Below are 17,002 nucleotides of genomic sequence, written 5' to 3'. Positions count from 1 at the left end.
CTCTTGCATGCACCGCTCCCTGCTCGCCACCCTGCTGCTCACCCTGGCCATGCCCCTGGCGGCTGCCGAGGTGCGCGAGCTGACCTGGTCGGAAATGGTCCCCGCCGATGCGCCGCCGCAAGTCGTTGAGCCAGCACCGATCCACGACCTCTCGCAGCTGGCCGACGCCCTCGCCGGCTCACAGAATGAAGCAGGCCCGGCAGCCATGCAGCAATCGCCCGCAGCGCCAGTGGTGCAGGCGCTTGATGGTCAATCGGTAAAACTGCCGGGATATATCGTACCGCTGGATGTCACCGATGAAGGCCGGGTGACCGAGTTCCTCTTGGTGCCGTACTTCGGTGCGTGCATCCACGTGCCGCCACCGCCGTCGAACCAAATCGTACATGTCACCAGCGAGCTGGGTGTGCTGCTCGATGCGTTGTATCAGCCGTTCTGGATCGAGGGCCCACTTAAGGTCGAGCAGACCAGCAGCGAGCTGGCCGAAGCCGGTTATCAGATGGAGGCGGAAAAGATCTACGCCTATGAGCTGCCGGACAGCTGAGACACTACGCGGCGACCAGCCAGAAAAAAGCCAGACTTCGAGTCTGGCTTTTTTATTGGACGTAACCAGCCGGCAGTCGATCAGCCGGCGCTGGCGATCCGCTTGTCACGCTGATAACTCAGCTCGCTTTCCGCCCACTGGCGCCAGGCGCGCACTTTGCTGCGTTCGGCGCCGGCTCGTTCGGCCTTTGCCAGGGCGTCGAGCCCGGCCTGCCAGCGCGCCTGCTCCAGCTCCAGCTGGGCCAGGTGCAGCCAGTGCTTGGCACTGCCCGAGCGCTGCGCCAGCTCGCGGAATACCTGCGCCGATTTGCTGCGCTCACGCGCCTGCCACCAGAGCAGCCCCAGCCGCTCCTCGCGGGCACTGGTGCGCGGCAACAGGCCTTGGTCGAGCATCCCGGCAAGCAGCTTGGCGCCCTGCCAGGGTTGATCGGCAGCGCCCGCCAGCAGCACCAGGTTGTCCAGTTCACTTTCATTGAAGCGCAGGCCCTTCTGATACGCCGCGCGCAAGGTAGCCAGCGATTTGTCGTGACTGCCGCTCAGCTGCTGCAAGGCTGCCAGCTGACGCCAGCCCTGGGCGTTATTCGGCTGGCGCGCGAGCAACTGGCGCTGCCAGCGCTCAGCGGCAGCGTACTTCTTCAGATCAGCGTTCATTGCGACGAGAAACTGCAACCAGCTGTCGGCAGCCTGCGGATTAGCCTGCACATAACGCTCGGCCAACGGCAGCGCCTTGGCCGGCTGACCGAGGCCCTGGTAGGCCTGCACCAGCATCTGCAGCACCTCTTCATTGGCGTTAGTCTGCCCCGGGGCCAGCAGGGTCACCACCTGGGCGTAGCGGCGCTCGACCAGGTTTAGACGGGCCAGGTTCAGCTCTTCAGCGGCCTGCAGCTCGGCGTCCAGCTTGCCGCTCTTCAGTACCTTTTCCAGCAGCTCGATGGCCTGAGCATTCTGCCCTTCGGCCCAGGCCAGATAACCGCGGCTGCGCCACAGCAACGCTTCTTCCAGGCTACCCGGCGTGCCCTTGGCAGCATCCAGAGCGCGGCGCGCGGCCGCGTAGTCCCCCTTCTTCTGTGCGGTCTGCGCCGTATCCAGCGCGCGAAACACGCCCGGATCAACACTCTGCCCAGCCGCCTGCGCAGCACCAGCGCCGTACAGCGCGATCAGCAGCAGTAGACGATACATATCAGCGAGCTCCTTCCAGGCGGAAGTACAGGGTTTTCACCGCTTCACGGGCCACCGCCAGACCGCCTTCGGTGCGCGGCGCAAAACGCCAGCGCACGGCGGCGCGGCGGGCTTCGCGCTCAAACACGTTCTGCGGGCTGGCTTCGATGACGCGCACGTTTTCTACCGCACCTGCGCGGTTGATGGTGAACGCCAGCTTCACATGCCCTTCAATGCCGCGCTGCAGAGCGTAGCGCGGGTATTCCGGGCTGACATCGTTGAGCGGCATCACTTCACTTTCCGGGCCGCCCGGCTGACCACCGGCATCGCTCGGGGCCGGCGCGCTTGGCGCCGAGGCACCCGCTGCCAGACCAGTCAAACTCGGCGTCGGCGCGCTGTTGACGGCGATGCCGCTGCTCAGGCTCGGCACCGGCAAGTCCAGGGCCGGTAGGTTGGCGCTTGGGGTAGCAGCCATCGGCGTTGGCGGTGTCGGGGTTTGCGGCGTTTGTGCTTTCGGCGGCTGCGGTGCCTGCTGGCGGGTACGCGTCGCGGTGTCGCTGGAGTCGCCGTCAAGACGGACGAAATTGGCCACCGTCAGCGGTTCCTCACTCGGCTTGCTGCTGGGCGGCGCGACCATGTAAAGCATCAGGCCGAACAGCGCCAGCGCCATCACACAGGCCGCGACAAAGGACAGTGGCAAACGCATCAAAGCGCTCCCGCCGTAGCGGCAAGGGCCACGTCATGTACACCGGCCAGGCGCGCCTGATCCATCACCTGCACGACCAGGCCGGTACGCGCGTCCTGATCGGCCTGAACCACCACGGCGCCGTCCGGCTGGTCGACGCGCATGCGCTCGACGTGGGCACGCACGCTGCGTACATCAACAACTTTCTTGTCCATCCACACCTGCCCATCGGCGGTGATGGCGATGAGGATATTGCCTTTGTCCTGCGGGCTGGCGGTTTCCGCCTGGGGCCGCTGCACTTCGACGCCGGCTTCCTTGATAAAGGAGCTGGTGACGATAAAGAAGATCAGCATGATAAAGACCACGTCGAGCATCGGCGTCAGGTCGATGCCGGTGTCTTCGTCTTGCTGGTGGTGACGGCGCATTCTCATGTGTCGAATCTCAGTCGTGACGCAGCTGGTCAGCCAGCCGCTCTAAAGCCCGGCGTGCATCGCGTTCGAGGCGCGCCAGGCTGAACAATCCACTAATCGCCAAGACCATGCCAGCCATGGTCGGCAGAGTCGCCTGCCAAACCCCAGCCGCCATGCCGCGCGGGTTACCGGTGCCGTTGATGGCCAGCACGTCGAACACCGCGACCATGCCGCTGACCGTGCCAAGCAAGCCCAGCAGCGGGTACATCGCCACCAGGGTCTTGCTCAGGCGCAGCGGGCCGAGCAGATGCTGTTGCGCCTGGGCCAACCAGGCACTGCGCACTGCGCGCTGCCAGTTACCGGTGTCGTCACTCAGTACCTGCTGCCAGGCCTGACGGCGCTCGCTGACCCACTCCGGAAATACCCGGCGCATGTACCAGAAGCGCTCGAACACCAGGGTCCAGAACACCACGCACAGGCCAGCCAACGCCCACATCACCACGCCACCGGCGCTCATGAAGTCGAGCAGGGCATGGCCGCTGTCCACCAGGCGCAACCATAGCGCCAGCCAATCAGTCACGGCGCGGCGCCCCGGACAGGTGCAGGGCAATCAGCCCAGCGCTTTGCTGCTCCAGCAGCTGAATCAGGCCCTTGCTGCGACTGGCCAGCAGGGTGTGCAGGAACAGCAGCGGAATCGCCACCACCAGCCCCAACACCGTGGTCACCAGCGCTTGCGAGATGCCGTCGGCCATCAGTCGCGAATCGCCACCACCGCCCTGGGTAATCGCCTGGAAGGTGACGATCATGCCGGTCACGGTGCCGAGCAGACCGAGCAGCGGCGCCACGGCGCTGAGCAGTTTGAGCAGGCCCTGGCCTTTTTCCAGCGGTGGGGTTTCCTGCAGGATCGCCTCGTCGAGCTTCAGCTCCAGGGTTTCCAGATCAGCCAGCTGCGGTTTCGGCCCCAGCACACCGATGATCCGACCCAGCGGGTTGTCGGCACGCGGTGCGCTCAAGTCATGCATCTGCGCGCTGACGCCACGACCTACGCGGGTCAGATAGACCATGCGCCAGATCGCCAGCAGCAGGCCGAATGCGCCGAGGACCAGAATCACCCAGCCGACCAGACCACCCTGCTGTACGCGATCCCACAAGCCAGGCTCGCGCTGCAACTGCGCCAGCAAGGTGCCGCGGCTTGGATCAACCGGCAGACTGGCGACGGCGTCGCTGCTATCGAGATAGTCCGCGACCTGGCCCAAACCGGACGGCTGACGCGGCAGCGCCAGCAGCTCGCCGGCATCGGCGTCATAACGCAGGAAGGCATCGGCAGCGTAGGCGGAGAACGCGCCGACCCGCAGCACATCCTGCGGAATACGCGTACCGTCGGCAGCCACTACCGGCAGTTGCAGCTGTTCAACCCGACCGCTAGCGGTGAGGTCTTCGAGCAGCAGCATCCAGTAGCCATCGAGGTCGGCTGCCGAAGGCAGCGTACGGCTTTCGGCCAGCGCCTTGAGACGCGCCAGGCGCGCGGGGTACTGAGCATTGAGCAGGCTGTCCTGCCATTGGCCGGCGACATCACCGGCGCTCTGGCGGACCACGCCAAACAACTCGCCGAGGTGACCGGCACGCTGGCTGAGGAGTTTTTCTTGGTCGGCCAATGCGGCTTCCTGGCGGTCAAACTCAGCCTTCAGTCGTTCGGCTTCGGCCTTCTGTGTGGCCAGGGCGCTGCGCGCAGTGGCCAACAGTTGGGCACGCTCGCCACGCTCGGCAATAAAGGCCTGCTCGCGGCTTTGCATGGCGCTGACTTCAGCCGCGCGCTCGCTACGAATACGTTGCAGCAGTTGATCCGGGCTCAGCGGTTCGGCAGCGCCAGCCAGGGCGGGCAGCAGGGCCAGGGTAAACGCGAGAACACGACGATTCATGGCTTGGCCTCCAGCGCCAGGGTCTTCACGGGCAGGTCAAGCACGGCCGGGGCCTGCTCCTGGCGGGCAATCGCAATAGCTTGGCGCAACGGGCGCCGGGCGCTGCCGTCGAGGATCTGCCAGCTGCGGGTTTGCGGGTTCCACCAGCCACTTTCATGGCCATCGAGGGTCTGGAAATACAACATCACGCGACCCAGACGGAGGAATTCGACGCTGCGCGACGTGCCTTCATTCGGCAGTTCACCGCGCCAGGCTTCCAGGGTGCGGCCGTAATCGCTCTCCACCTGGTAGGCCTCAAGGATGCGCCGGTATTTCTCGGCCAGACTGACATCCGCACGCGGCAGCAAGTCCTGCAACTGAGCCAGACGATCACTGCGCTCATCCGGTAGGAACGGCAAGTCAGCGGCAATAAACTCACCCAGCACCTCAACCATGCGGCGCATCTGTGGCGTCACCGCCTCCTGAGTGCGCTCGATGCCATCGAGCTGCTGCTGATAGCCAGCAAGCTCTTTGCGTTGCGCCGCTACCAGCTCGCGTAATTGAGCGTTATAACCCTGCAACGCTTCAGCCTGCTGCAATGCGTTACGGTACTCGGTGAGCATCTCCCGGCTGGCGTCATCGAGCTGCTCGATACGCGCCTGCGAGGCCTTGGCATCGGCAGCCAATTGCTGACTTTCATCCAGCGCGGCATCCAGAGGGGTCGCCGCTAAAGGCGCACTGGCCAGAACCAGAGCGACTGCCAACAGGCGCTTCGGCAGAGGGATCATGAAATATTCCTTGAACTGAGTGGCGCAATAAAGAGAACTATTATCAACTGCATCCCGCCTTTTGAGCAACCAACAGCAATACTTATTCGCTTGGACACGCAATAAAAGAAATAATATAACATATTATTTGCGACACGCTCGCAAACGAAACCCTACATAATTAGATAGCCAGCTACTTTTATTGAGCTGGATCAACAGTCGTTTTTTTCGCGCCCCTAACATCGTACTCAGCCAATACGAACCGATGCTTTATGGGAGCACACCATGCGTACCTCACTGTTTACCGCTTCACTGCTGGCCCTTGCTATCGCCGCCCCACTGGCGCACGCGCACCAAGCTGGCGACATCATCGTGCGGGCCGGCGCCATCACGGTTGACCCACAGGAAAGCAGCAGTGACATCTGGGTCGGCGCACTCGGCACTGACGTAGCCGGCACCAAAGCGACCCTGGACAGCGACACCCAGCTGGGCCTGAACTTCGCTTATATGCTGACCAACAACATCGGCATCGAGCTGCTGGCGGCCACCCCGTTCAGCCATAACGTCGGCGTAAAAGGCATGCCCGGCGGCTTCGCCGGCTTGAACGGCAATCTCGGTGAACTGAAGCACCTGCCGCCGACCCTGAGCGTGGTGTATTACCCACTGGATTCCAGTTCGGCATTCCAGCCCTATGTAGGCGCAGGCATCAACTACACGTGGTTCTTCGACACCAAACTAAGCAGCGAAGCAGAAGGTAAGGGCTTCAGCGGCCTGGACATGAAAGATTCCTGGGGCCTGGCCGCGCAGGTGGGCATGGACTACATGCTGACTGACAACATCATGCTCAACGCCCAAGTGCGTTATATCGACATCGAAACCACTGGCACCACCAACTTTGGCGGCAGCAAGGTTAAAGTCGATGTAGACGTAGACCCGTTCGTTTACATGGTCGGCCTGGGCTATAAGTTCTAAGCCATCAGCCATAAAAAAACCGGCCATCAAGGCCGGTTTTTTTATGGCAAAGTGCATTCATCCTTGCGCCAGCAAACGCCGCAGGCCTTCACCGATCGGCGTGGCTGTGGGCAGCTGATACTGCGCCTGCAAGCGCCGGTTATCCGCACGCGAGTGGCGAATATCACCTGCGCGCGGCGCCTGATACTGCACATCAGGCAAGCCACCACACAGCCCACCGATCTGCGCCAGCAGCTGATTCAGACTGACAGCCTGATTCCAGCCAACGTTCACCGCCCCCTCCACCGCCTGCGACGCAGTCAGCGCTTGAGTCAGCAGCACAACCAGGTCCTCGACATAGAAAAAGTCGCGGGTCTGCTCACCATCGCCGAATACGCTGATCGGCAAGCCCTGCTGGACGCGCTGGGTGAAGATGCTGATCACCCCGGAGTACGGCGAAGACGGATCCTGACGCGGCCCGAAGATATTAAAGAAACGAAAAATCGCTGGTTCGAGGCCATGCTGGCGACGATAGAAATCCAAGTAATGCTCACTGGCCAGCTTGTCAGCGGCATAAGGCGTCAGCGGAGCCTTCGCCGTGGCTTCATCAATAGCCTGGCCTTCACCATTGTTGCCATACACCGCTGCACTGGAAGCAAACAGCACACGCTTGACGCCATGCAGGCGCATCGCCTCACAGACATTCAGCGTGCCGACAAAATTGCTCTGGTGCGTCGCCACCGGATCATCCACCGAGGCCTGCACCGAGGCCACTGCAGCCAGGTGCGCCACGGCCTCACACCCGGCCACCGCCTGCGCGACCACTGCAGCATCGGCCACATCGCCCTCGATAAACTGCAACTGCGGATTATCCAACGGCAGATTGGTCAGCTTGCCCATCGACAGGTTGTCCAGCACCCGGACGCTGTAGCCCCGAGCCAGCAACGCATCGACCAGGTGCGAACCGATAAAGCCAGCGCCACCAGTAACCAAAACAGAACGTGAGTCAGACATGGCGATAATAACGATCCAGTAGGCTCGGCAGCCCCGAGCGCCAGGCTCGCGGTTTGATGCCGAAGGTGTGAAGGATTTTCTTGCAGGACAGCACCGCATGTTGCGGCTCTTCAGCGGCATCCGGCCGCGCGCTGTGCGCCTGCGGCCCCACGTCCTCAACCAGATTGCTGCGAAAGTGGCGCGCCTCACTGAGCACCGCCTGGCCCAGCGCCAGCGAGGTGGTCGCCTCATGCCCACCGTAGTGGTATGTGCCCCACAGCGGTGTCTGGCAATCCAACTGCTTGAGCACCGCGAGAATCACCCGGGCTGCGTCATCGATTGGCGTCGGATTACCGCGTCGATCATCGGCCAGTAGCAAAGGTTCATCATGCGCAGCGCGGGTCAGAAAGCGCCCGAGCAGGCCATTGGCACTGTCATCCAACAGCCAGCCAAAGCGCAATAGCACATGCCGCGGACAGGTGGCCCGCACGCGCTGCTCGAAGCGCCACAGGGCCTGACCACGGATACCCAGCGGTGCAGGCTCTTCCCGCTCGCTGTAGGCAGTCGCCCGCGAGCCATCGAAGACGCGATAACTGGAAGGTTGCAGCAGACGGATCTGATGATGCTGACAGAGCTCGGCCAGACGCTCAACGGAACGCTCCTGGGCAGCAAACTGCGCCTCGCTGACCACTTCGGCCTGGAACCAGTCGAAGTAGTAAGCAAGGTTGATCAGGGCATCGGGGCGGGTGTCATCCAGCAACTGAGTGAGGCTGGCGGGGTCCCAGCCTGACTCCGGCGGTTTGGGGGCGAGAAAGCCAATGTCTTCCTCGGCGCCAAGGCGAATCAACGCCTGCCCCAGCGCATTACCGCCACCTAGCAGCATCAGCCGCATACGCATGATCGGCGTTAACTCAGCAGATCAGAACGGGATATCGTCATCGAAACTGTCAAAATCCGCTGCGGGCTGAGGTGCCTGCTGTGGCGCGGGGCGCGGGGCCGACTGCTGCTCGCGCTGCGGTGCAGGGCGCTGCTGACGTGGAGCCGAGTCACCACCACCGGCGTTGTCCGGACGGCCGCCCAGCAGCTGCATGGTGCCCTGCATGTCGACAATGATTTCAGTGGTGTAGCGCTTAACGCCGTCTTTTTCCCACTCGCGGGTCTGCAACTTACCTTCGATGTACACCTGCGAACCTTTGCGCAGGTATTCACCGGCGATCTCGGCAACTTTGCCGAACAGAGATACACGGTGCCATTCGGTTTTTTCGACTTTCTGACCGGTCTGTTTGTCGGTCCACTGCTCGCTGGTTGCCAGGCTCAGGTTGGTGACCGCGTTGCCGCTCGGCAGGTAGCGGGTTTCCGGGTCCTGTCCGCAGGTACCGACCAGAATGACTTTGTTAACCCCACGGGCCATAACGTTCTCCTAGGCTTTCAGCACGCCACCGGCGCCGGCTCTATGAGGCGCTCAAGGGACGTGCGGTCCAATTGTTGGGTATCCACTTTGATATAGATGGCCGCTTCGTCGCGCACCACTACGGCATCCGCCACTCCGGGCACAGCCTGTAAACGCTCGACCAACCCCGCCTCTTGCAAAGCCGCAGCTGAAAGCGGCAGACGCAGGCTGGTGACATACGGCGGTTCGCGCATAGTAACAGCAAAGGCCAGCCAAAAAAGAGCCAGCAGGGCACAGCCCGCAAACACACCCGACAGGCTGTAGTGCTGATACAACCAGCCACCCAAGATGCCGCCGAGGGCCGCGCCGAGGAACTGACTGGTGGAATACACCCCCATCGCCGTGCCTTTGCCGCCCGCAGGGGCTACTTTGCTAATCAGCGACGGCAACGAAGCTTCCAGCAGGTTGAACGCGGTGAAGAACACCACCGTGCCGAGCACCAGAGCACGTAGATTGGTGCCAAACCACCAGAAGAACAGTTCACATAGCAGCAGCACGCTGACCGCGCCGAGCAGCACATGCTTCATCCGGCGTTTTTTCTCGCCATAAATAATGAATGGCACCATGCCGAAGAAACCCACCAGCAGCGCGGTAAGATAGACCCACCAGTGCTCTTCCTTGGCCAGGCCGCCCTGCTCTACCAGCGCCAACGGCAAGGCGATAAAGCTGGCCATTAGAATCGCGTGCAGCACCAGAATGCCGAAATCCAAACGCAACAAGTCGCCGTGCTTGAGCGTAGGCAGCAACGCCTGCGTGCTTACACCCGACTCACGGTGCTGCAACGGCCCTGCGGAACGCGGCACCAGCCCGGCGACAATCAGAATACCGAGCAGCGCCATGGCGGCGGTGGCGAGAAACAGTCCGGACAGCCCGAACGCACGCGTCAGCAGCGGGCCGACCACCATCGCCACGGCAAACGACAGACCGATACTCATGCCGATCATCGCCATGGCCTTTGTGCGATGTTGTTCACGAGTCAAATCGGACAGCAGCGCCATCACCGCAGCAGAAATCGCCCCAGCACCCTGCAGAATTCGCCCGGCAATCACCCCGTAAATCGAGTCGGCATTGGCCGCTAACAGGCTGCCGGCGGCGAAAATCAGCAGGCCAACATAGATCACCGGCCGCCGACCGATGCGGTCACTGAGCATGCCAAAGGGGATTTGCAGAAAAGCCTGGGTAAGGCCGTAGGCGCCTATCGCCAGGCCGATCAGTGCCGGTGTGCTGCCCTGCAACTCCATGCCATAGGTCGCCAGCACTGGGAGCACCATAAACATGCCGAGCATACGGAACGCGAACACCAACGCCAGGCCACCGGCCGCGCGGGTTTCACTGCCGCTCATGCGCTCGCTGTGCGGATCATGCATGGAAAACGCCCTGTCGAAATAGGCGGCGATTCTAGCAGCACTGAATGAGTGCGGCACAGCAGTGACGCTTTGCCGCGCCCGCCTTCAGGCCCGTATACTCGGTGGTTTTCCGCCCGCCATGCGAGGCCGTTGTTTGTGGACAAGATTCTGATTCGGGGTGCGCGCACCCACAACCTGAAAAACATCGACCTGAACCTGCCGCGCGACAAGCTGATCGTGATCACCGGCCTGTCCGGTTCCGGCAAGTCGTCATTGGCATTCGACACCCTCTACGCCGAGGGCCAGCGCCGTTATGTCGAGTCGCTGTCGGCCTACGCCCGGCAATTTCTGTCGATGATGGAAAAGCCCGATGTCGACACCATCGAAGGCCTGTCGCCGGCGATCTCCATCGAGCAGAAATCCACCTCGCACAACCCGCGCTCCACCGTGGGCACCATCACCGAGATCTACGACTACCTGCGCCTGCTTTACGCCCGCGCCGGTATTCCGCGCTGCCCGGACCATGATCTGCCGCTGGAAGCGCAAACCGTCAGCCAGATGGTCGACCAGGTGCTGGCATTGCCCGAAGGCAGCAAGCTGATGCTGCTGGCCCCGGTGATCCGCGAACGTAAAGGCGAACACCTGGCAGTCTTTGATGAGCTGCGCGCCCAGGGTTTCGTCCGCGTGCGAGTCAACGGCAAGATTTATGAGCTGGACGAACTGCCAAAACTCGACAAGCAAAAGAAACACAGCATCGATGCCGTAGTTGACCGCTTCAAGGCGCGTGGCGATTTACAGCAGCGCCTGGCCGAATCCTTCGAAACTGCCCTGAAGCTGGCCGACGGCCTTGCACTGATCGCCCCGATGGAAGGAGAGGAAGGCGAAGAAATCATTTTCTCCGCCCGCTTTGCCTGCCCGGTGTGTGGCCACTCGATCAGCGAGCTGGAGCCTAAGCTGTTTTCCTTCAACAACCCGGCCGGCGCCTGCCCGACTTGCGACGGCCTGGGCGTAAAACAGTTCTTCGACACCAAGCGCCTGGTCAATGGTGAGCTGACGCTTGCCGAAGGCGCGATCCGCGGCTGGGACCGTCGCAACGTCTATTACTTCCAGATGCTCGGCTCCCTCGCTGCGCATTACGGCTTCAGCCTGGAAGTGCCCTTCGATGAGCTCAGCGCCGAACACCAGAAGTGCATCCTGTTCGGCAGCGGCACGCAGAACGTCGACTTCAAGTACCTCAACGACCGTGGCGACATCGTCAAACGCTCGCACCCCTTCGAAGGCATCGTGCCGAACCTGGAGCGGCGTTACCGCGAAACCGAATCCACCAGCGTGCGCGAGGAGCTGGCCAAGTTTCTCAGCACCCAGGCCTGCCAGGATTGCCGCGGTACACGCCTGCGCCGTGAGGCGCGGCATGTGTGGGTCGGCGAGAAGACCCTACCGGCGGTCAGCGGCATGCCGATTGGCGACGCCACCGAGTATTTCGGCAGCCTGACGCTACCCGGTCGCCGTGGCGAGATCGCCGAGAAGATCCTCAAGGAAATCCGCGAACGCCTGCAGTTTCTGGTCAACGTCGGCCTCGACTACCTGACCCTGGACCGCAGCGCCGACACCCTGTCCGGCGGTGAAGCGCAGCGTATTCGTCTGGCCAGCCAGATCGGCGCTGGCCTGGTGGGCGTCATGTACATCCTCGACGAACCGAGCATCGGCCTGCATCAACGCGACAACGAGCGCCTGCTCGGCACCCTGCGCCACCTGCGTGATATCGGTAACACGGTGATCGTGGTCGAGCACGACGAAGACGCCATTCGCATGGCCGATTACGTGGTGGATATCGGCCCGGGTGCCGGCGTGCACGGCGGGCAGATCGTCGCCCAGGGCACCGCAGCCGAAGTCATGGCCCACCCGGACTCGCTGACCGGCAAATACCTCTCCGGACGCGTGAAGATCAAAGTGCCGGCCAAGCGCACGCCACGAGATAAAAAGCTCTCGCTGAAGATCAAAGGCGCGCGCGGCAACAACCTGCGCAATGTCGACCTGGAGATTCCGATTGGCCTGCTCACCTGCGTCACCGGGGTGTCCGGCTCGGGCAAATCGACGCTGATCAACAACACCCTGTTCCCGCTCAGTGCCACTGCTTTGAACGGCGCCACCACCCTGGAAGCCGCCGCCCACGACAGCATCGACGGCCTGCAGCACCTGGACAAGGTGGTGGATATAGACCAAAGTCCGATCGGCCGCACGCCACGCTCGAACCCGGCGACCTACACCGGGCTGTTTACCCCGATCCGCGAGCTGTTTGCCGGCGTTCCGGAGTCGCGCTCGCGCGGTTACGGGCCGGGACGCTTCAGCTTCAACGTCAAGGGCGGACGCTGCGAAGCCTGCCAGGGCGACGGCCTGATCAAAGTGGAAATGCATTTCCTGCCGGACATCTACGTGCCCTGCGACGTGTGTAAGAGCAAGCGCTACAACCGCGAAACCCTGGAAGTGAAGTACAAGGGCAAGAGCATCACCGAAGTGCTGGATATGACCATCGAGGAAGCGCGGGTGTTCTTCGATGCCGTACCGGCCCTGGCGCGCAAGCTGCAGACGCTGATGGATGTCGGCCTGTCCTACATCAAGCTGGGGCAGAGCGCGACGACTCTGTCCGGCGGCGAAGCGCAGCGGGTGAAACTCTCACGCGAGCTGAGCAAGCGCGACACCGGCAAGACCCTGTATATCCTCGATGAGCCGACCACCGGCCTGCACTTCGCCGATATCCAGCAACTGCTCGACGTGCTGCACCGCCTGCGTGACCACGGTAATACCGTGGTGGTGATCGAGCACAACCTGGACGTGATCAAAACCGCCGACTGGTTAGTGGATCTCGGGCCTGAGGGTGGATCCAAGGGCGGCCAGATCATCGCAGTCGGCACGCCCGAAGAAGTCGCAGAGATGCCGCAGTCGCACACTGGCTACTTCCTCAAACCGCTGCTGGAGCGTGATCGCGACTAAGCCCGCGCACAACAAAAAGCCCCGCACATGCGGGGCTTTTTGTTGGCTGCAGAAATTTTACATCTGCGCCTGCAGGTAATTCTCCAGGCCAACTCGGTCGATCAACCCTAGCTGAACCTCCAGCCAATAGGCGTGATCCTCTTCGGTATCTTTGAGCTGAACCAAAAGAATATCGCGGGTTTGGTAATCCTGATGCTGCTCGCACAGGGCGATGCCTTTGCTCAGCGCCGCACGCACATGGTACTCAAGGGCGAGGTCCAGCTTGAGCATCTCCGGAACGCTCTCCCCGAAGCGGAAGCTGTCCGGAACCATGTCCGGCGTGCCCTCGAGAAACAGAATGCGTTTGAGGATGGCATCGGCGTGCTGAGTCTCCTCTTCCATTTCATGGTTGATCCGCTCATACAACTTGCTGAACCCCCAATCCTCATAGAGGCGCGAATGCACGAAGTACTGATCCCGGGCCGCCAGCTCACCCTTGAGCAGCATCTTCAGGTAATCGATAACTTCAATATGGCCTTTCATGGATATTTTCCTTAGGACGCCACAAACATAGGCTAATGCTGGCCGCCGAACGCTAACGGGTCAAGCACAGCGCATGCGACCCAGATGAACATGCTACTGCGGGGCATTTTCCAGCCATAAAAAAACCGGGCCAAGGCCCGGTTTTTCGAACAACCTACGACTTACTCAGCGTCTACAGCTGCACCAGCGACCGGACGGTCAACCAGTTCAACATAAGCCATTGGAGCATTGTCGCCAGTGCGGAAACCGCACTTGAGGATACGCAGGTAACCGCCCTGACGGGTGGCGTAGCGCTTGCCCAGGTCGTTGAACAGCTTGCCGACGATGGCTTTCGAACGAGTACGATCGAAAGCCAGACGACGATTGGCAACGCTGTCTTCTTTAGCCAGAGTAATCAGCGGCTCGGCAACGCGACGCAGCTCTTTGGCTTTCGGCAGAGTAGTTTTGATCAGCTCATGCTCGAACAGCGATACCGCCATGTTCTGGAACATGGCCTTGCGGTGTGCGCTGGTGCGGCTGAGGTGACGGCCACTTTTACGATGACGCATGGTTCAATTCCTTACCAAACTCACGTTCGGTGATGATGACGATCAGGCAGTCGCCTTATCGTCTTTCTTCAGACTTGCCGGCGGCCAGTTGTCGAGGCGCATACCGAGGGACAGACCGCGAGAAGCCAGAACATCCTTGATTTCAGTCAAGGATTTCTTGCCCAGGTTCGGCGTTTTCAACAGTTCTACTTCGGTGCGCTGAATCAGATCGCCGATGTAGTAAATGTTCTCTGCTTTGAGGCAGTTAGCCGAACGTACAGTCAGTTCCAGGTCATCAACCGGACGGAGGAGGATCGGATCGATCTCATCTTCCTGCTCGATAACAACAGGCTCACTGTCACCTTTGAGGTCGACGAACGCAGCCAACTGCTGTTGCAGAATGGTTGCAGCGCGGCGGATAGCCTCTTCAGGGTCCAGAGTACCGTTGGTCTCCAGGTCAATAACCAGTTTGTCCAGGTTAGTACGCTGCTCAACACGAGCGTTTTCCACCACGTACGACACACGGCGTACCGGGCTGAACGAAGCATCCAGCTGCAAGCGACCAATGCTGCGGCTTTCATCTTCATCGCTCTGACGAGCATCAGCCGGCTCATAGCCGCGACCACGAGCTATGGTGAGCTTCATGTTCAGCGCGCCAGTGGAAGCCAGGTTGGCGATTACGTGGTCGCCATTGACGATTTCGACATCGTGATCCAGCTGAATATCGGCAGCGGTAACTACGCCCGAGCCCTTCTTCGCCAGAGTCAACGTCACTTCGTCACGACCGTGCAGTTTGACAGCCAGACCTTTCAGGTTGAGCAGGATTTCAATGACGTCTTCCTGAACACCTTCGATGGCGCTGTACTCATGGAGTACACCGTCAATCTCGGCCTCGACTACTGCACAGCCAGGCATGGAGGACAACAGGATGCGACGCAGCGCGTTGCCCAGCGTATGGCCAAAACCACGCTCGAGAGGCTCGAGAGTGATCTTGGCGCGGGTCGAACTGACCACCTGCACATCAATGTGACGGGGGGTCAGGAACTCATTTACCGAAATCTGCATGGATGCACCTATTTTCTAGCCCTTACTTGGAGTAGAGCTCGACAATCAGGCTTTCGTTGATGTCAGCGGAGAGATCACTGCGCGCCGGGACGTTTTTGAACACGCCAGACTTCTTCTCAGTGTCTACTTCTACCCATTCAACGCGGCCACGCTGGGCACACAGCTCAAGAGCTTGAACAATGCGCAGCTGATTCTTCGATTTCTCGCGAACTGCAACAACGTCACCAGCTTTAACCTGGTAGGACGGTACGTTAACAGTTTTACCGTTTACGCTGATCGCCTTGTGCGATACCAGCTGACGGGATTCAGCGCGAGTTGCGCCGTAGCCCATGCGGTAAACCACGTTATCCAGGCGGCACTCGAGCAGTTGCAGCAGGTTCTCACCAGTAGCGCCTTTCTTGCCGGCAGCTTCTTTGTAATAACCGCTGAATTGACGCTCAAGCACACCGTAGATACGACGAACTTTTTGCTTCTCACGCAGCTGGGTGCCGTAGTCGGACTGACGGCCACGGCGCTGACCGTGAATACCTGGGGCTGCTTCGATGTTGCACTTCGATTCCAGAGCGCGTACACCGCTTTTCAGGAAAAGATCTGTGCCTTCACGACGAGACAGTTTGCATTTGGGACCAATGTAACGAGCCATTTCTCACTGTCTCCTGATTACACGCGACGCTTCTTCGAAGGACGGCACCCGTTATGCGGGATTGGCGTCACATCGGTGATGCTGGCGATCTTATAGCCACAGCCGTTCAAAGCACGGACAGCGGACTCACGACCCGGACCTGGGCCCTTGACGTTAACGTCGAGGTTCTTCAGACCGTATTCCAGCGCAGCTTGACCAGCACGTTCAGCAGCCACCTGGGCAGCGAACGGGGTGCTTTTACGCGAACCGCGGAAACCCGAACCACCAGAGGTAGCCCAAGACAGAGCATTGCCCTGACGGTCAGTAATGGTCACGATTGTGTTGTTGAAAGAAGCGTGGATGTGGGCGATGCCATCAACCACCGTCTTTTTGACTTTCTTACGAGTACGAGCAGCAGGTTTTGCCATGACTAGATTCCTGTCGATGCGCGAATGCGATTACTTGCGGATCGGCTTACGCGGGCCCTTGCGGGTACGCGCGTTGGTCTTGGTACGCTGACCGCGAGCCGGCAGACCACGACGATGACGCAGGCCGCGGTAGCAACCCAGGTCCATCAAGCGCTTGATTTTCATGTTCACTTCACGACGCAGGTCGCCTTCGGTATTCACCTTGGCTACTTCGCCACGCAGCTGCTCGATCTGCTCGTCAGAGAGATCTTTGATCTTTGCAGCCGGATTAACGCCGGCGGCAGCACAGACTTTCTGTGCAGTAGTACGACCAACACCATAGATGTAGGTCAACGAGATAACAGTGTGCTTGTTATCCGGAATGTTAACGCCTGCAATACGGGCCATTCAGTGGAACTCCAATTGACAGCTACCTACGCCCCGGAAGCCAAGAAATAGGGCGCGAGATATTAGCGCTGTAGAAACAAATAATCAACCCGGCAGCGCACTAGCTGCCGGGCTTGTAACTTCACTCACACTCAGCCTTGGCGCTGTTTGTGACGCGGCTCCGCGCTGCAAATGACGCGAACAACACCTTCGCGACGGATAATCTTGCAGTTACGGCACAGCTTTTTCACCGATGCACGAACTTTCATCACCAACTCCTCGA

General features: G+C 60.7%; 20 protein-coding genes. 3 read left to right on the top strand and 17 right to left on the bottom strand.

The window, feature by feature from the left end; translation table 11 throughout:
• Positions 1-7 precede the first annotated feature (7 nt).
• Positions 8-541, top strand: coding sequence for a DUF3299 domain-containing protein (locus HBN63_RS16475; protein WP_170050157.1), 534 nt, complete (start codon positions 8-10; stop codon positions 539-541).
• 80 nt (positions 542-621) lie between these two features.
• Here HBN63_RS16475 and HBN63_RS16470 read toward each other — a convergent pair whose 3' ends face one another.
• Genes HBN63_RS16470 through HBN63_RS16445 form a run of 6 tightly spaced genes read right to left on the bottom strand, consistent with a single transcriptional unit; the run spans position 622 to position 5,479 of the window.
• Positions 622-1,719 (bottom strand): hypothetical protein, encoded by a 1,098-nt coding sequence (locus HBN63_RS16470; protein ID WP_160089340.1) that lies wholly within the window; start codon positions 1,717-1,719, stop codon positions 622-624.
• Position 1,720: 1 nt separating this feature from the next.
• Entirely contained in the window at positions 1,721-2,404 is a 684-nt protein-coding gene (locus HBN63_RS16465; RefSeq protein WP_170050156.1) for an energy transducer TonB, read from the bottom strand.
• Positions 2,404-2,814: a biopolymer transporter ExbD gene (locus tag HBN63_RS16460; protein WP_090255761.1), complete on the bottom strand. Its 411-nt coding sequence runs from the start codon at positions 2,812-2,814 to the stop codon at positions 2,404-2,406. The genes HBN63_RS16465 and HBN63_RS16460 overlap by 1 nt, the downstream gene beginning before the upstream one ends.
• Before the next feature lie 10 nt (positions 2,815-2,824).
• A complete protein-coding gene (locus tag HBN63_RS16455) occupies positions 2,825-3,373 on the bottom strand; it encodes a MotA/TolQ/ExbB proton channel family protein (RefSeq protein ID WP_090377279.1) in 549 nt (182 codons plus the stop codon).
• Entirely contained in the window at positions 3,366-4,712 is a 1,347-nt protein-coding gene (locus HBN63_RS16450) for a MotA/TolQ/ExbB proton channel family protein (protein WP_170050155.1), read from the bottom strand. Before HBN63_RS16450 ends, HBN63_RS16455 begins: the two co-directional genes overlap by 8 nt.
• On the bottom strand, positions 4,709-5,479 hold the full coding sequence (locus HBN63_RS16445; RefSeq protein ID WP_090255767.1) for a DUF3450 domain-containing protein: 771 nt from the start codon (positions 5,477-5,479) through the stop codon (positions 4,709-4,711). Before HBN63_RS16445 ends, HBN63_RS16450 begins: the two co-directional genes overlap by 4 nt.
• 264 nt (positions 5,480-5,743) lie before the next feature.
• Here HBN63_RS16445 and HBN63_RS16440 point away from each other — a divergent pair, with 264 nt between their 5' ends.
• Positions 5,744-6,430, top strand: coding sequence for an OmpW family outer membrane protein (locus HBN63_RS16440; RefSeq protein WP_160089348.1), 687 nt, complete (start codon positions 5,744-5,746; stop codon positions 6,428-6,430).
• A 57-nt stretch (positions 6,431-6,487) separates the two neighbouring features.
• Here HBN63_RS16440 and HBN63_RS16435 read toward each other — a convergent pair whose 3' ends face one another.
• Genes HBN63_RS16435 through HBN63_RS16420 form a run of 4 tightly spaced genes read right to left on the bottom strand, consistent with a single transcriptional unit; the run spans position 6,488 to position 10,219 of the window.
• Positions 6,488-7,423: an NAD-dependent epimerase/dehydratase family protein gene (locus HBN63_RS16435; RefSeq protein ID WP_090255770.1), complete on the bottom strand. Its 936-nt coding sequence runs from the start codon at positions 7,421-7,423 to the stop codon at positions 6,488-6,490.
• On the bottom strand, positions 7,416-8,300 hold the full coding sequence (locus tag HBN63_RS16430; protein WP_160089352.1) for a sugar nucleotide-binding protein: 885 nt from the start codon (positions 8,298-8,300) through the stop codon (positions 7,416-7,418). The genes HBN63_RS16435 and HBN63_RS16430 overlap by 8 nt, the downstream gene beginning before the upstream one ends.
• A gap of 21 nt (positions 8,301-8,321) precedes the next feature.
• On the bottom strand, positions 8,322-8,813 hold the full coding sequence (locus HBN63_RS16425) for a single-stranded DNA-binding protein (protein ID WP_160089354.1): 492 nt from the start codon (positions 8,811-8,813) through the stop codon (positions 8,322-8,324).
• 17 nt (positions 8,814-8,830) lie between these two features.
• Positions 8,831-10,219: an MFS transporter gene (locus HBN63_RS16420; RefSeq protein WP_170050154.1), complete on the bottom strand. Its 1,389-nt coding sequence runs from the start codon at positions 10,217-10,219 to the stop codon at positions 8,831-8,833.
• A 135-nt stretch (positions 10,220-10,354) separates the two neighbouring features.
• Here HBN63_RS16420 and uvrA point away from each other — a divergent pair, with 135 nt between their 5' ends.
• Positions 10,355-13,189: an excinuclease ABC subunit UvrA gene (uvrA, locus tag HBN63_RS16415; RefSeq protein WP_170050153.1), complete on the top strand. Its 2,835-nt coding sequence runs from the start codon at positions 10,355-10,357 to the stop codon at positions 13,187-13,189.
• A 57-nt stretch (positions 13,190-13,246) separates the two neighbouring features.
• Here uvrA and bfr read toward each other — a convergent pair whose 3' ends face one another.
• The 7 genes from bfr to rpmJ all read right to left on the bottom strand — a co-directional run bounded on the left by bfr (position 13,247) and on the right by rpmJ (position 16,988).
• Positions 13,247-13,711 carry a bacterioferritin gene (bfr, locus tag HBN63_RS16410; protein ID WP_170050152.1) on the bottom strand — a complete coding sequence of 155 codons (465 nt, stop codon included), beginning with the start codon at positions 13,709-13,711 and terminating at the stop codon, positions 13,247-13,249.
• A gap of 161 nt (positions 13,712-13,872) precedes the next feature.
• Positions 13,873-14,259, bottom strand: a complete 387-nt coding sequence (gene rplQ, locus HBN63_RS16405; protein WP_069519894.1) for a 50S ribosomal protein L17 — start codon at positions 14,257-14,259, stop codon at positions 13,873-13,875.
• A 42-nt stretch (positions 14,260-14,301) separates the two neighbouring features.
• Positions 14,302-15,303 carry a DNA-directed RNA polymerase subunit alpha gene (gene rpoA / locus HBN63_RS16400; protein ID WP_090255780.1) on the bottom strand — a complete coding sequence of 334 codons (1,002 nt, stop codon included), beginning with the start codon at positions 15,301-15,303 and terminating at the stop codon, positions 14,302-14,304.
• A gap of 22 nt (positions 15,304-15,325) precedes the next feature.
• Positions 15,326-15,946, bottom strand: a complete 621-nt coding sequence (rpsD, locus tag HBN63_RS16395; protein ID WP_090255783.1) for a 30S ribosomal protein S4 — start codon at positions 15,944-15,946, stop codon at positions 15,326-15,328.
• A gap of 17 nt (positions 15,947-15,963) precedes the next feature.
• Positions 15,964-16,353: a 30S ribosomal protein S11 gene (gene rpsK, locus HBN63_RS16390; RefSeq protein ID WP_013789773.1), complete on the bottom strand. Its 390-nt coding sequence runs from the start codon at positions 16,351-16,353 to the stop codon at positions 15,964-15,966.
• A gap of 30 nt (positions 16,354-16,383) precedes the next feature.
• Positions 16,384-16,740 (bottom strand): 30S ribosomal protein S13, encoded by a 357-nt coding sequence (gene rpsM / locus HBN63_RS16385; RefSeq protein ID WP_090255786.1) that lies wholly within the window; start codon positions 16,738-16,740, stop codon positions 16,384-16,386.
• 131 nt (positions 16,741-16,871) lie between these two features.
• Positions 16,872-16,988 (bottom strand): 50S ribosomal protein L36, encoded by a 117-nt coding sequence (gene rpmJ, locus HBN63_RS16380; protein WP_002555468.1) that lies wholly within the window; start codon positions 16,986-16,988, stop codon positions 16,872-16,874.
• Positions 16,989-17,002 lie beyond the last annotated feature (14 nt).

Source organism: Pseudomonas sp. WS 5011 (assembly GCF_012985775.1).
GTDB classification, from domain to species: domain Bacteria; phylum Pseudomonadota; class Gammaproteobacteria; order Pseudomonadales; family Pseudomonadaceae; genus Aquipseudomonas; species Aquipseudomonas peli.
Note: the sequence above shows the minus strand (reverse complement) of the source record. Positions and strands in the feature narration are given on the sequence as shown.

What these genes read in the sequence shown, in the direction of transcription:
- HBN63_RS16435 (WP_090255770.1), bottom strand. Translation starts at nt 7,423, where the DNA reads ATGTCTGACTCACGTTCTGTTTTGGTTACTGGTGGCGCTGGCTTTATC.
- HBN63_RS16420 (WP_170050154.1), bottom strand. Translation starts at nt 10,219, where the DNA reads ATGCATGATCCGCACAGCGAGCGCATGAGCGGCAGTGAAACCCGCGCG.
- bfr (WP_170050152.1), bottom strand. Translation starts at nt 13,711, where the DNA reads ATGAAAGGCCATATTGAAGTTATCGATTACCTGAAGATGCTGCTCAAG.
- HBN63_RS16425 (WP_160089354.1), bottom strand. Translation starts at nt 8,813, where the DNA reads ATGGCCCGTGGGGTTAACAAAGTCATTCTGGTCGGTACCTGCGGACAG.
- HBN63_RS16440 (WP_160089348.1), top strand. Translation starts at nt 5,744, where the DNA reads ATGCGTACCTCACTGTTTACCGCTTCACTGCTGGCCCTTGCTATCGCC.
- HBN63_RS16430 (WP_160089352.1), bottom strand. Translation starts at nt 8,300, where the DNA reads ATGCGTATGCGGCTGATGCTGCTAGGTGGCGGTAATGCGCTGGGGCAG.
- HBN63_RS16465 (WP_170050156.1), bottom strand. Translation starts at nt 2,404, where the DNA reads ATGCGTTTGCCACTGTCCTTTGTCGCGGCCTGTGTGATGGCGCTGGCG.
- rpsM (WP_090255786.1), bottom strand. Translation starts at nt 16,740, where the DNA reads ATGGCCCGTATTGCAGGCGTTAACATTCCGGATAACAAGCACACTGTT.
- HBN63_RS16445 (WP_090255767.1), bottom strand. Translation starts at nt 5,479, where the DNA reads ATGATCCCTCTGCCGAAGCGCCTGTTGGCAGTCGCTCTGGTTCTGGCC.
- HBN63_RS16470 (WP_160089340.1), bottom strand. Translation starts at nt 1,719, where the DNA reads ATGTATCGTCTACTGCTGCTGATCGCGCTGTACGGCGCTGGTGCTGCG.
- HBN63_RS16460 (WP_090255761.1), bottom strand. Translation starts at nt 2,814, where the DNA reads ATGAGAATGCGCCGTCACCACCAGCAAGACGAAGACACCGGCATCGAC.
- rplQ (WP_069519894.1), bottom strand. Translation starts at nt 14,259, where the DNA reads ATGCGTCATCGTAAAAGTGGCCGTCACCTCAGCCGCACCAGCGCACAC.
- HBN63_RS16475 (WP_170050157.1), top strand. Translation starts at nt 8, where the DNA reads ATGCACCGCTCCCTGCTCGCCACCCTGCTGCTCACCCTGGCCATGCCC.
- rpsD (WP_090255783.1), bottom strand. Translation starts at nt 15,946, where the DNA reads ATGGCTCGTTACATTGGTCCCAAATGCAAACTGTCTCGTCGTGAAGGC.
- rpsK (WP_013789773.1), bottom strand. Translation starts at nt 16,353, where the DNA reads ATGGCAAAACCTGCTGCTCGTACTCGTAAGAAAGTCAAAAAGACGGTG.
- rpmJ (WP_002555468.1), bottom strand. Translation starts at nt 16,988, where the DNA reads ATGAAAGTTCGTGCATCGGTGAAAAAGCTGTGCCGTAACTGCAAGATT.
- rpoA (WP_090255780.1), bottom strand. Translation starts at nt 15,303, where the DNA reads ATGCAGATTTCGGTAAATGAGTTCCTGACCCCCCGTCACATTGATGTG.
- HBN63_RS16450 (WP_170050155.1), bottom strand. Translation starts at nt 4,712, where the DNA reads ATGAATCGTCGTGTTCTCGCGTTTACCCTGGCCCTGCTGCCCGCCCTG.